Source organism: Streptomyces griseoluteus (assembly GCF_004784465.1).
GTDB classification, from domain to species: Bacteria; Actinomycetota; Actinomycetes; order Streptomycetales; family Streptomycetaceae; genus Streptomyces; species Streptomyces griseoluteus.
The window spans coordinates 20,690-33,797 of the sequence record NZ_SRRU01000001.1 but is presented as its reverse complement, the minus strand read 5'-3'; the positions used below and the strand labels follow the sequence as shown (position 1 = coordinate 33,797).

The 13,108-nt window shown below is 68.2% G+C and carries 10 protein-coding genes; 5 read left to right on the top strand and 5 right to left on the bottom strand.

Annotated elements, in window-relative coordinates; all coding sequences use genetic code 11:
- The first annotated feature begins 83 nt into the window (after window positions 1–83).
- The 3 genes from argS to E5082_RS00145 all read left to right on the top strand — a co-directional run bounded on the left by argS (window position 84) and on the right by E5082_RS00145 (window position 3,453).
- Window positions 84–1,853 (top strand): arginine--tRNA ligase, encoded by a 1,770-nt coding sequence (gene argS, locus E5082_RS00155; protein ID WP_135789292.1) that lies wholly within the window; start codon window positions 84–86, stop codon window positions 1,851–1,853.
- Window positions 1,854–2,012: 159 nt separating this feature from the next.
- Window positions 2,013–2,264 (top strand): hypothetical protein, encoded by a 252-nt coding sequence (locus E5082_RS00150; protein WP_135789291.1) that lies wholly within the window; start codon window positions 2,013–2,015, stop codon window positions 2,262–2,264.
- Window positions 2,265–2,277: 13 nt separating this feature from the next.
- A complete protein-coding gene (locus tag E5082_RS00145) occupies window positions 2,278–3,453 on the top strand; it encodes a flotillin family protein (protein ID WP_135789290.1) in 1,176 nt (391 codons plus the stop codon).
- A gap of 47 nt (window positions 3,454–3,500) precedes the next feature.
- Here the strand turns inward: E5082_RS00145 and hemB are convergent, their stop codons facing one another.
- Entirely contained in the window at window positions 3,501–4,493 is a 993-nt protein-coding gene (gene hemB / locus E5082_RS00140; protein ID WP_135789289.1) for a porphobilinogen synthase, read from the bottom strand.
- A gap of 65 nt (window positions 4,494–4,558) precedes the next feature.
- Window positions 4,559–5,557 (bottom strand): helix-turn-helix domain-containing protein, encoded by a 999-nt coding sequence (locus E5082_RS00135; RefSeq protein ID WP_135789288.1) that lies wholly within the window; start codon window positions 5,555–5,557, stop codon window positions 4,559–4,561.
- A gap of 385 nt (window positions 5,558–5,942) precedes the next feature.
- On the opposite strand from E5082_RS00135, the gene E5082_RS00130 reads away from it, so the two are divergent.
- Entirely contained in the window at window positions 5,943–6,782 is an 840-nt protein-coding gene (locus tag E5082_RS00130; protein ID WP_135789287.1) for a helix-turn-helix domain-containing protein, read from the top strand.
- Window positions 6,779–6,958 carry a DUF397 domain-containing protein gene (locus E5082_RS00125; protein WP_135789286.1) on the top strand — a complete coding sequence of 60 codons (180 nt, stop codon included), beginning with the start codon at window positions 6,779–6,781 and terminating at the stop codon, window positions 6,956–6,958. The genes E5082_RS00130 and E5082_RS00125 overlap by 4 nt, the downstream gene beginning before the upstream one ends.
- Before the next feature lie 60 nt (window positions 6,959–7,018).
- Here E5082_RS00125 and E5082_RS00120 read toward each other — a convergent pair whose 3' ends face one another.
- Genes E5082_RS00120 through E5082_RS00110 form a run of 3 tightly spaced genes read right to left on the bottom strand, consistent with a single transcriptional unit; the run spans window position 7,019 to window position 13,043 of the window.
- Window positions 7,019–10,240 carry a type I restriction endonuclease subunit R gene (locus tag E5082_RS00120; RefSeq protein ID WP_190045422.1) on the bottom strand — a complete coding sequence of 1,074 codons (3,222 nt, stop codon included), beginning with the start codon at window positions 10,238–10,240 and terminating at the stop codon, window positions 7,019–7,021.
- Window positions 10,237–11,430: a restriction endonuclease subunit S gene (locus tag E5082_RS00115; RefSeq protein WP_135789285.1), complete on the bottom strand. Its 1,194-nt coding sequence runs from the start codon at window positions 11,428–11,430 to the stop codon at window positions 10,237–10,239. The genes E5082_RS00120 and E5082_RS00115 overlap by 4 nt, the downstream gene beginning before the upstream one ends.
- The gene (locus tag E5082_RS00110) at window positions 11,427–13,043 is read right to left on the bottom strand and encodes a class I SAM-dependent DNA methyltransferase (protein WP_135789284.1); all 1,617 of its coding nucleotides are present in this window, start codon (window positions 13,041–13,043) and stop codon (window positions 11,427–11,429) included. Before E5082_RS00110 ends, E5082_RS00115 begins: the two co-directional genes overlap by 4 nt.
- Between the last annotated feature and the right edge of the window lie 65 nt (window positions 13,044–13,108).

Below are 13,108 nucleotides of genomic sequence, written 5' to 3'. Positions count from 1 at the left end.
CCGCGCGCGAAAAAACGCCTTTACCCCCCGTGGGATACTGGCCGGGACCATCCATTCCCACGAGGAGAACGGCACCCTTACCTATGGCCTCGGTCACGTCCCTCAGCGACTCCGTCCAGCAGCATCTCGCCTCCGCCCTCTCGGCCGCCCTGCCGGAGGCCGCGGACGCGGACCCGCTGCTGCGACGAAGTGACCGGGCCGACTACCAGGCCAACGGCATCCTCGCGCTCGCCAAGAAGGCCAAGGCCAACCCGCGTGAGCTGGCGACCCGGGTCGTCTCCGGCATCGTCACCGGCGAGGTGATCGCGGACGTCGAGGTCTCCGGCCCCGGCTTCCTCAACATCACCGTCGCGGACAGGGCGATCACCGAGAACCTGGCCGCCCGGTACACGGACGACACCGGCCGCCTCGGCGTGCCGTACGCCGCGCACCCCGGCACCACGGTGATCGACTACGCGCAGCCGAACGTGGCCAAGGAGATGCACGTCGGCCACCTGCGCTCGGCGGTCATCGGCGACGCGATGGTGCGGCTGCTGGAGTTCACCGGGGAGAACGTGGTCCGCCGGCACCACATCGGCGACTGGGGCACCCAGTTCGGCATGCTCATCCAGTACCTGGACGAGCACCCGCACGAGCTGGACCACAAGGAGTCCGAGGTGTCCGGCGAGGAGGCGATGTCCAACCTGGACCGCCTCTACAAGACCGCGCGCAGGCTGTTCGACTCCGACGAGGAGTTCAAGACCCGTGCCCGGCGCCGGGTGGTCGACCTCCAGGCGGGCGACCCGAAGACCCTCGCCATCTGGCAGAAGTTCGTGGACGAGTCGAAGATCTACTTCTTCTCCGTCTTCGACAAGCTGGACATGGAGGTCCGCGACCCCGACATCGTCGGCGAGTCCGGGTACAACGACATGCTCGCGGAGACCTGCCGCCTGCTGGAGGAGTCCGGCGTCGCGGTCCGCTCCGAGGGCGCGCTGTGCGTGTTCTTCGACGACATCAAGGGCCCGGAGGGCAACCCGGTCCCGCTGATCGTCCAGAAGTCCGACGGCGGCTACGGGTACGCGGCCACCGACCTCTCCGCGATCCGCGACCGCGTCTTCAACCTCAAGGCGTCCACCCTGCTGTACGTGGTGGACGCCCGGCAGGCCCTGCACTTCCGGATGGTCTTCGAGACCGCGCGCCGCGCGGGCTGGCTGAACGACGACGTGACCGCCGTCCAGCTGGCCTTCGGCACCGTCCTCGGCAAGGACGGCAAGCCGTTCAAGACCCGTGAGGGCGAGACGGTCAAGCTGGAGAACCTGCTGGACGAGGCCGTCGAGCGGGCCACCGCGGTGGTCCGGGAGAAGGCCGGGAAGGTGGGCCTGACCGAGGACGAGATCGTCGAGAACGGCCGGTACGTCGGCGTCGGCGCCGTGAAGTACGCCGACCTCTCCACCTCGGCCGTGCGGGACTACAAGTTCGACCTGGACCAGATGGTCTCGCTCAACGGCGACACCTCGGTGTACCTCCAGTACGCGTACGCCCGTATCCAGTCCATCCTCCGCAAGGCCGGCGAGGCCCGCCCCGCCGCCCACCCGGAGCTGGCGCTGGCCCCGGCGGAGCGCGCGCTGGGCCTGCACCTGGACCAGTTCGCGGAGACGGTCCTGGAGGTGGCCGCGGCCCGGGAGCCGCACAAGATGGCCGCCTACCTCTACCAGCTCGCCTCGCTGCTGACGTCGTTCTACGACCAGTGCCCGGTGCTGAAGGCCGACTCCCCCGCCCAGGTGGAGAACCGCCTGTTCCTGGTCGACCTGACCGCGCGCACCCTGCACGAGGGCATGGCGCTGCTGGGCATCCGGACGCCCGGGAAGCTCTGACCCGTACGACCCGGATCGGCCCGGCCCGCCCTGTGCGGACCGGGCCGATTCGCATGCCCGGCGGCCCTTCAAAAGCCAGAGAAAACCTTGGTGTACGCCCGTCAACAGCGGGTCTATCGTCGGACCGGAGGACCAGAAACGACGGGAGGCAGCCGGGCGATGGCACAGGACGAAGCCGTGATCGGCTGCACGGGGGAACTGCTCATCGGCACGCGTGGCTCCGCCGGTCCCGGCGAGATCCTGGTGCGGGTCAGAGGCGGCTCCGAGACCTTCCTCGCCTGGTCGCAGGAGCCGCTGCCGCGCGGGGCGACCGTACTCGTGATCGAGTCACGGGGGCTGCGTGAGGTCGATGTCATCGCGTGGGGCGATCCATTGGACACGCTGGGCGGGATGTCCGCCGGCGTCGACTGAGGAGACGAGCAGTATGTTCGGTTACCGCGTTCCCGCTCCCGACGAGGCGATGCTGATCTCGGGTGGCAGGCGGGGACTGGGGGGCGCGCCGTTCCGGGTGGTGACGGGGCACGGGAAGTTCGTGCTCCCCGTGTTCCGCAAGGTCCGCTTCCTCACGCTGTCGATGTGCGAGGCCGAGGTCACCGAGACCTGTGTGACCAAGCAGGGCATCGCCCTGCACGTCCGCGCCGTGATCGCGTTCAAGGTCGGCAACGACCCGGAGAGCATCATCAACGCAGGCCAGCGCTTCCTCTCCGACCAGGAGCAGATGTCGGTGCTGACCGGGCGGATCTTCGCGGGCCACCTGCGCGCGATCATCGGCTCCATGACGGTCGAGGAGATCGTCACCGAGCGGCAGAAGCTCGCCGCCGAGGTGCTGGACACCTCGAAGACGGAGATGGCGAAGATCGGCCTGATCGTGGACTCGCTCCAGATCCAGTCGATCGACGACGGCAACACCGGTTACATCGACGCGATGTCCGCCCCGCACAAGGCGGCCATCCGGCGCCAGGCCCAGATCGCCCAGGCCCAGGCCAACCAGGCCGCCGCCGAGGCGGAGCAGGTCGCGGCCCGCAAGCAGGCGGAGTACGCCCGGCAGACCGCGGTGGTGCAGGCCGAGTACTCGGCGCAGGTGGACCGCGCTCAGGCCGAGGCCGCCCAGGCCGGTCCGCTGGCGCAGGCGCACGCGCAGCAGGAGGTGCTGGCCGCGCAGACCGAACTGGCGCTGCGCAAGGCGAAGCTGCGTCAGCAGGAGTTGGTCGCGGAGATCGTGAAGCCCGCGGAGGCGGAGGCGGAGCGGGTCCGGGTGCTCGCCATCGCGGACGCCGAGCGGATGAAGATCCAGGCCGAGGCGGCGGCCTCGCACGACCGGGTCGCCCTGGACCGGATGCTGATCGACCAGCTCCCGCAGATCGTGAAGGAGGCCGCGGGCGGCCTCAAGGGGGCCAACGTCAACGTCCTGAACGGCGCGGACGGCCTCGGCGAGATAGCGGCCGGGCTGGTCGCCCAGGGCCTGACGATCCTGGACTCGGTCCGCAACAACCTCAGCGGCCAGAACGGCGCCGCCCAGCCGTCGGACCACCCCGAGCAGCACAATGGCCGCCTGGAGATCCAGGGTCCGCGCACCTCCGAGGGTGACGGGGCGAAGTAGCCGGCCCCGGTCACCGCGCCGCATCGGGCGCGGTGACCGGCGACCCGCTAGCGCAGCTTCCGCGCCACCTCGGTGGCCCAGTAGGTGAGGATGTTCCGCGCCCCGGCCCGCTTGATCCCCGTCAGGGACTCCAGGATGGCCCGGTCGCGGTCGATCCAGCCCTTCTCGGCGGCGGCCTCGATCATCGAGTACTCGCCGGAGACCTGGTACGCGGCGACCGGCACGTCCACCGCGTCGGCGACCCGCGCCAGGATGTCCAGGTAGGGCCCGGCCGGCTTGACCATGACCATGTCCGCGCCCTCGGCGAGGTCCAGCTCCAGCTCGCGCAGCGACTCGCGCAGGTTCGCCGGGTCCTGCTGGTAGGTCTTGCGGTCGCCCTGCAGGGAGGAGCCGACCGCTTCGCGGAAGGGCCCGAAGAAGGCGGAGGCGTACTTCGCGGTGTACGCGAGGACCGCCACGTCCTCCCGGCCGATCTGGTCCAGCGCGTCCCGGACGACCCCGATCTGGCCGTCCATCATGCCGCTCGGGCCCACCACATGGGCGCCCGCGTCGGCCTGGACCTGCGCCATCTCGGCGTACCGCTCCAGGGTGGCGTCGTTGTCGACGCGGCCCTCGGCGTCCAGCACCCCGCAGTGGCCGTGGTCGGTGAACTCGTCCAGGCACAGGTCGGCCATGACCAGCAGGTCGTCGCCGACCTCGGCGCGCACGTCGCGCAGGGCGACCTGAAGGATGCCGTCGGGGTCGGTGCCCGGCGTGCCGAGCCCGTCCTTCTTCGACTCCTCCGGCACCCCGAAGAGCATGATCCCGGAGACGCCCGCCTCGGCGGCCTCCAGCGCGGCCTTCTTCAGGCTGTCGCGGGTGTGCTGCACGACACCGGGCATCGCGGCGATCGGCACCGGCTCGCTCACGCCCTCCCGGACGAACGCCGGAAGGATGAAGTCGGCCGGATGCAGCCGCGTCTCCGCGACCATCCGACGCATGACGGGCGAGGTCCGCAGCCGCCGCGGCCGCGCACCGGGAAAGGAACCGTACTTCGACATGCCGTCTACGCTACGCCCGCTCCTCCCATGCCTTTACCGACGCACAGTCGGCCCCTGGGGCGGCTTCAGGCCGCGTACATCGTCGCGGGAGCGGCCCGGCAATCGCGGCAACGCCCGGGTTCCGGTGCGCGGAATCCGCGGTCGCAGCCGTCACAGTTCCGCATGGGATGGGGTGCGGTCGCGGGACGGGCAGGCAGCACGGTGGGCTCGGGCAGGGGCAGCGGGATCTGATTGCGCAGGCGGTAGGCGATCAGCGCCGCCGGACTCTCCAGGGCCGTCGGCAGACCCGCCGTCAAGGTGTGGATGACGGTGGCGGCGGTCGCACCGACGTCGAACCAGGCGGTGACGGCGGGCGCGAGCCGGTACACGTCCCTGCGGGACAGGGTGAGCCGGTCGTCGCAGCGGCGCAGGCCTGCGAGAAGCGCGACGGCCCTGTCGTCGCGGGGGTGTGGTGTGGCCTCGGCGGGGGGTGGGTCGGGCTGGTCCGCCCGTGCGGGGGAAGGGGGCGGCGAGACCGCCACGACGGGAGCCTCGGGTGCCGGCGTCGCCGAGGGGACAGCAGTCATCCCGGTGGGCGCCGGTTCCGCCCGGCCCGCGCCCCGGTCCTCCTCCTGCGGCGGGGTCTGGGCGTCCCGCGAGGGCCGGGACACCGGCCTGCGGGCTCGGGGCGCCGCGGCAGGACCGGGTACGGCGGGTACGTGGACCGGAAGGTGGTGAGCGTAGGTGCGGGTGGCGATCCGCCCGCTCTCCGTACGCTCCCGCACCCGCCGGAGGTACCCGTGCGTCTCCAGCTCGCGCAGGGCGAAGGCGATTCGGTCGCGCCCCTCGGGAAAGCGCTCGGCAAGGCTGCGGATGTCCACGGGGGCGCCCTCCGGCAGCGACAGGATGTGCGCGGCGAGGCCGATGGCGGTCAGCGACAACATTGGGTGCTGGGCCAGGTGGTTTCCGACGACCGTGAACCGGTCCGGCTGGTGGGCCCGTACGTGGGTGACACCGGACGGGGTGTCGGTCCGCCGAACCTCATGAATCCGGCGCGGGACGGAGTTAGGCTTCTTCTCAGCCATGGGGAAGCTGCTTCTTCCTCGTTGGTCAGGCCCTCGCACTGGGATTGCCGTCCCGGCGGGGGCCGATGCATGTGTGGGTTTGTCAAGGCGCGTCAACGCCTCGTGGTGAGAGTGCACCCCAACGGCTGCGCCACGCCAGCCGGTTCACCCCATTTCACCCGGCCGAGTGATCGACTCGGAGTTTGGCTTGGTAGGTAGGTTCTTTCCCCGGGTTCTTTGGTCTTTTTACGTCCCGCGGCCCCGGCTCCCACCCGACCGCCCTACGGACTCCCTGGCACCGGTGGGCCGACGACTGAGGCGATTTCACCAAATCACGTCACACAGCGTATTCACCCCTGCGTACCTTGTGAAAACGCCCTGTTGGGCACAAGGAGTGCACGAAGGGATGGCGAGCGTGAGGGATTGGGACTCGGAGCTGGAGGACGACGAGGCCGGGGCGGTGATCCGGGCGGCCGGCCGCCAGTTGAAGCTGTGGCGGGAGGCGGCCGGCCTCACACAGGCGGAGTTCGGCGCGGCCATCGGGTACGGAGAGGAACTGGTCTCCTCCGTGGAGAGAGGGCGCCGCATTCCCCGGCCGGAGTACCTGGAGGGGGCCGACGAGGTGTTGGGGGCGGGCGGGAAGATCGCCGCGCTCAAGCAGGACGTGGCGGAGGTCCGGTACCCGAAGAAGGTGCGGGATCTGAAGAAACTGGAGGCGGATGCGGTCGAGTTGTGCGCGTACAACAACTCCGTGATCCATGGGCTGTTGCAGACGGAGGAGTACGTGCGCGCCTCGATGGCCACCCGACGGCCTCCGTTCACCGAGGAGGAGCTGGAACAGCAGGTTGCCGCCCGCCTGGCGCGCCAGGACATCCTCACGGAAGTGCCCCTGCGAGTCTTCAGCTTCGTCCAATGTGAGTCGACGCTGCGGCGCCCTGTCGGTGGCAGGATGGTCATGCGAAGGCAGCTCGAACACCTGCTGGACGCCGGTCGGTTCAGGAACGTCGACTTGCAGGTCCTGCCCTTGGACCGGGAGGACAACGCCGGTCTGGCGGGTTCGTTCAGGCTGCTACGGCTGCGGGACGGCAGCACTGCCGGACACAACGAGGTCCAACTCGTCAGCCGCGTGATCACCGACCCGAAAGAGGTCCAGGTGCTGGACATCCGCTATGGGATCATCCGCGCACAGGCTCTCACCCCTCGGGAGTCATTGGCCTTCATCGAGAAAGTGCTTGGAGAGACATGAAGCTGGAGTGGATAAAGAGCAGCTACAGCACGCCTGATGGGCCCGACTGCATCGAGGTGGCCGCCCCCGACCCGGAGCACATCCTCATCCGCGACTCCAAGAACCCGGAGGGCCCCCGCCTCGCCCTCACCCCCACCGCCTGGGCGACCTTCCTGCCGTACGCTTCCGGGCGCTGACACACGAGCGAAGGTGCCCTCGCATCCGCCACCGCGGCTGCGAGGGCACACTTCTGCTGATCAGGCCAGGCCTTCCGCCATCTCCTCGGCCTGCTTCAGCACCCGCTCGATCGCCGCAGGCCGCTTGCCCGGCGGATAGCCGTGCTTGCGCAGCAGACGCAGCACTCGGGCCATGATCCGATCCCGGGCCTGCTCCTTCACCTTCCAGTCGACCGTGACATCATTCCGGATCTGCTCGTAAAGCTCATGAGCGATCTTGGCGAGGACGCTGTCTTCCATTTCTTCCAGCACGGAAGGGTCGGCGGCGAGGGCGTCATAGAAGGCGAGTTCGTCCTCGCTCAGGCCGAGCTTCTTCGCCCTGCCGCGGTCGGCCGACACCTCCCGCGCCAGTTCCACCAGGAACTTCATAAACTCGGCGGCCGTCAGCAGGCCGTTGGTGTACCGGTTCATGGCGCGCTGCATCTTCTCGGTAAAGGTGTGCTGGCGGGTCAGGTTGTTGGGGTGGGCGTCCTTGATCTCCTTCATCAGCGCGCGCCGCAGTGCCGCGATGGCGAGGTTGGGGTGCTTGCTGGCCTGGAGGTCGCGCAGCACCCGGTCGTCCAGGTGGGACAGGTCGGGCTTGGTCAGGCCGGCCGCGTCGTAGATGTCCACCACGCCGTCGGCGGCGACGGCGGACTCGTTGAACTGGGCTATCAGCAGGCGTACGTCGGCGGCAGTGGCGATGCCCTGTTCCTCCCGCTCGTCCATGGCGTACTTCTCGCGCGAAGTGCGTACGGCCTCGAAGAAGCGGATGTCGGGGAGCAGGTCCTGCACCCGCCGGTCGGTCGGGCAGAGGGAGAACGCCTGCTGCAGCAGCTTGGCGTGGTGCATGAACCGCTGCCTACGGGTGGCCTTGCCGGGCTCCAGCCCTGGTTCCGGCGTGATCAGGAACTCCAGCGCCTCCGTCAGGGCTTCCCGGTAGGCGCCGGGTCCGCCCGCGTCGCGGATGCTCCGCCAGGCGCAGCCCGCGAGGAGGGCGTCGATGTGCTGGTGACTCTCCCGTACGAGTTTGACAGCCCCGTCGAGGTCCGCGCCGAGCATCGGATGCTTCTGGTCCTGCTCGGAGTACTCGGCCAGAGCCTCCTTGATCTCCCGGATCACGCCCTGAAAATCGACTACCAGACCGGACGGCTTGCCGGGCCAGGTGCGGTTCACTCGGGCGATGGCCTGCATGAGGGCCGCGCCTCGCATGCGCTTGTCGAGGTAGAGGGTGTGCAGCGGCGGAGCGTCGAAGCCGGTCAGCCACAAGGACTGGACGATGACGAGTTCCAGTTCATCGTCCGCGTCGGTCACCCGCTGCTGGATCTTCTTGAGCTGGGCGGGGGTGCGGACGTAGTCGGCGACCTCCTCGTCGTCCTTGGCCGGATTGCCGGTGAACACCACCCTGATCCGGCCGCTGTCGTCCGTCAGCAACTGGGACTTCGGGTCTCGCTCACCCTCCCAGTCACGCCGCTGGCGGGTGATCTCCTCGAAGAGCCGAGCCGCGATGACCCGGGACGCGCAAACGATCATCCCCTTGCCCCGGTAACCGGTGAGCTTGACCATCTCGCTGCTGCGCGCGTCCCAGTGGGCGAGCACCTTTCCGGCGAGTTCCCTGATCCGATCCTGGGCGCCGATCAGGTTCTCGTACTTCCCGAACTCCCGGCGGGCCTTACGTTTCTCCTCTTCCGACAGCCCCTCTATCAACCCCTCGGCGCGTGCGTCCAGGTCGTCGAGGTCGACGTCCGCGGGCAGGCGTACCCGGACCAGGTGCGGCTCGTAGAAGACGGGGACGGTCGCTCCGTCGTCCACGGCCTGGGTGAGGTCGTAGGTGTGGATGTCCTCGCCGAAGACACCCCGAGTGCTGCCGACGCGGTTCTCGATGGGCGTGCCGGTGAACGCGATGAAGGTGGCGTTGGGCAGGGCGTCACGCAGGTTGCGGGCGTAGCCGTCGATGAAGTCGTAGTGACTGCGGTGCGCCTCGTCTACGACGACGATCACGTCGCGGCGCGGAGAGATCAGCGGATGCCGGACCCCGGCTGCCCGCTCCTCCTCAGTGAGGCGGAACTTCTGCAACGTGGTGAAGACGACTCCGCCGCCGCCTTCCTGCCGCTGGAGCAGTTGCCGCAACTGGCCCGCGTCCACGGCCTTCTCCGGAGGCCCGGTGATCTTCCCCAGGGTGCGGCTGGTGGCGAAGGTTTCGTAGAGCTGGGTGTCCAGGTCGATGCGGTCGGTGAGAAGAACGAAGGTCGGGTTGGACAGCTCGGGAGTGCGGGCCGCCTTGCCGACATAGAACAGCATCTCCTCGCTCTTGCCGGCACCCTGCGTGTGCCAGACAACGCCGGCACGACCGTCGGTGGCCACGGCGGACTCGGTGGCCCTTACGGCGGCGTTCACGGCGATGTACTGGTGGGCTTTGGCGAGCTTGACCGTGTCGACGGCGCCGGACTCCGGAGCGGAGTAGGACAGGAAGTTCGCGATCAGGTCCAGGAAGCGGTTGGGCTCGAACGCGCCGTAGATCATCCGCTCCAACGCACGGCCGTCCTGGCGCTCGTCCTTGCGGAGCATCACGTCATGCTCGTCGGCGTGCCAGGGGGCCATGTGCTGCCAGGGCGTGAAGGGGGTGCCCATGCGGGCGGTGATGCCGTCGGAGACGAGGGTGAGGAGGAGCGTGTGGAAGGCGCCGGTCTCTTTCAGCTCACGCCGGTAGCCCTGGAGCTGGTCGTACGCGGTACGGGCGCTGTCGTTGCTGTCGGCCTTCTTCAGCTCTACGACGGCGAGGGGCAGGCCGTTGACGTACAGGACGATGTCGAAGACGAAGGTCCGGTTCTTGGTACTGCGCACCCGTACCTGGGAGGCGGCGACGAGGTCGTTGCCGTGCGGGTCGGCGAAGTCGACGGGGCGAATGGTGGCGTGGCGCTTCTCGCCGGTGGCGGGGTCGTCGTAAGGGATACGGACGCCGCCGGTCAGGCGCTCGTAGAACCGGTGGTTCTCGCGGAGGTCGTTCCGGGTGTGCCAGCGCAGCAGTTCGGTGAGAGCGTCGTCGGCCACGTGGTCGGGCAGGCGCGGGTAGCGGCCCCGGATGGCCTTGAGCAGGCGCGGGCGGAGGACCAGATCGTCCCAGTCCGCCCGCACGCCGTAGGCGGGACCGAGCTCCGGCCCCGAAATGTGCTGCCATCCGTACTCGGCGAGCAGTTCGAGCGCATGCGACTCCAGCTCCTTCTCGGTCAGCCGGTCTATCGGCGGCTCGGCACCTGCGGTCATACGACCTCCTCGACGGTACGGATGGCGTCCTTGACGCGCAGCTGGCCGGAAAGCAGTTGAGGGAGGAGGGTGTCTCGGAGGTCGGCGAGGGTGCGGTTCTCGTTGGCGCCCTGTGTTACGGAGGCGTGCAGCGCGTCGAACTTTGCGGACAGTCGCTCTCGCTCTCCTTGAGCAGGTAGCGAAATGCGCCAGCCAGGCATCTCCTTGAGTGGCAGTCGATCGACCGTAGCGCCGTGGACGGTCCTCCGCTTGATCTCCTCTTGGAATGCCGGGTTGAGATACGCGTGCAGCAGCAGGGAGCCGCTGATAGTAGCGGACTTGCTGCGCAGCAATGCCATCCGACGCCCGAGGCTGCCGCGAATTCCGGACGGCATAAGCGCTGCATCACCGAGCCTCGTCTCGTAGGAGAAGAGAACATCTCCGGCTTGCGGGTGCACGCGCCGCGTCCAGCGGGGAAAGTCCTCCTCCGAAAGATGTGCCGACTCGGATAGGTCGAGATAGCCGTTCTTAAGACTGCTGATACTGAGGAACCATGGGCCGGTCTCCGTCTTTTGCGGAGTGGCGTGCGGACCGTCGAAGAGTTCAGCAAGGTCACGGATAAACTCCGGCTCACCGCCGGCCCCGGATTCCTCGTAGCAGGCACGAGCAAGGCCTAGAGTCGTCTCGCGGATCCGCTCGTTGAGCGCGATCTTGTCGTCCAGGGCGCCGAGCACTTCGACGATGGCCCGCTGCTCAGCCATGGGCGGCACGTGCAAAACGAGCTTCTTCGCAGAGGTGACATTGAAATGCTGCTGTACAGCCCCGACTGTATGCGCTCTCACGAATTCCTGAGCAGTCTCATTGATGGCATAGCTAAGAAACTCAGCAGATACATCACGCCTTGGTTTGGCGATGACAAGATCCGCACAGTTCAGCGGGCCAATTCCCTTCGGAACAACGGCCGCCGTGCCCGGCTCACCCGTACGCACAATGACCAGGTCACCAGCATCGAGCCTGGACTTGGACAACTGGGCATGAAATTCTTGATCGATGTATTTCAGCGCAGACAGGTCCAGACGACCGGCCTTGACGTTCTGCGATCGGAGAAACGGGACTCCCGCTGTCACATATCGAGAGGCCATTGAACCAACATGTCCAACTGTGATCCGCTCGCACAAATCACCAAGCTCGCGCTTGCACCAGCCGTTCACGTCAACCTTCCCATCTGCTCATCCACAACCTTCGCCAACCGCTCCGACTCCGCGAACTGCTCCCGCAGCAGAGCCGTCAGGCGGGCGATCTTCTCCGCCACCGGCTCCGCGTCCGGGTCCACTTCCGCCTCAGCCGTACCCACGTACCGCCCCGGCGTCAGCACGAAGTCGTGCTCGGCGATGACATCCAGCGAAGCGCTCACGTAGAAGCCCGGCACGTCCTCGTAAGGGCCGGCCCCCTCCACGCCCCGCCACGCACGCACCGTGTCACCGATGCGGTGGACGATCTCCGTCTCCGTCAGCTTCCTCAGCGTGCGGTTCTCCATCTCGCCGAACTCACGCGCGTCGATGAACAGCACTTCGCCCTTGCGCCCGGGGGCCCAAGCCGAGTGCCGCCCCTTGCCCTCCGCCAGGAACCACAGACAGGCCGGGATCTGAGTGGACCGGAACAGCTGGCCCGGCAGGGCGATCATGCACGCCACCACGTCGGCCTCGACGATCGCGCGGCGGATGTCGCCCTCGCCGGACTGCTTGCTGCTCATCGAGCCGTTCGCAAGGACGACGCCCGCACGGCCGCCCGGGGCCAGCTTGCTGATCATGTGCTGGAGCCAGGCGTAGTTCGCGTTGCCGACCGGCGGGGTGCCGTACACCCACCGCTTGTCCATACCGAGCAGTTCCCCGCCCCAGTCGGAGATGTTGAAGGGCGGGTTGGCCATGACCACGTCCGCCTTCAGCTCCGGGTGCTGGTCGTTGCGGAACGTGTCGGCGGGCTCGTCGCCCAGCTTGGCCTCGACCCCGTGGATCGCCAGGTTCATATGGGCCAGCTGCCAGGTGGTCTGGTTGAGTTCCTGGCCGTAGACGGCGACGTTCAGCGGGTTGCCGCCGTGCGTCTCGATGAACTTCTCCGCCTGGACGAACATGCCGCCCGAGCCGCACGCCGGGTCGTAGACCCGCTCCCCCTGCTTCGGTTCCAGCACCTCGACCAGGAGCTTCACCACGCTCTCGGGGGTGAAGTACTCGCCGCCCTTGCGGCCCTCCTTCAGGGCGAACTCGGCGAGGAAGTACTCGTAGACCTCGCCCATGATGTCCCGCGCGCCCTTGCGCCTGCCGTCCTCGCCCAGCTGCTCCTGGAAGACCAGCCGGTCCAGCAGCTTCACCAGGCCGGCGAGGCGTTCCTCGTCCACCTGGCCGCTGTTGTAGATCTTCGGCAGGGTCCGGTTCAGCGCCGGGTTGAACTTCTCGATGGCGCGCATGGCCGCGTCGATGGTCTCGCCGACGCTCTCGCCCTCGACCGTGCCCTTCGCCCGCTCCAGCACGCTCTCCCAGCGGGCGGCCGGCGGCACGTAGAAGATGCCGGAGCCGGTGTACTCGCGGCGCTCTTCGAGGGTGGCGAGGATGTCCTCCTCACTCCAGCCGCCCTCCTCGCGCAGTTCGGCCTCCAACTGGGCCCGCTTCTCGGCCATGGCGGCGGAGACGTACTTGAGGAAGACCAGGCCCAGGACGAAGTGCTTGTACCCGGCGGCGTCCAGACTGCCGCGCAGCTTGTCCGCCGCCGCCCATAGCACCTTCTTCATGTCCTGGGGTTCAGCCGTCTTCTTCTTCCGTGGCGGCACGGGTGCCTCACTTCTTTCCTAATCGTCGTGTTCTTCGTCGTACGCCGTGTTGGCCGGCGCAGCCG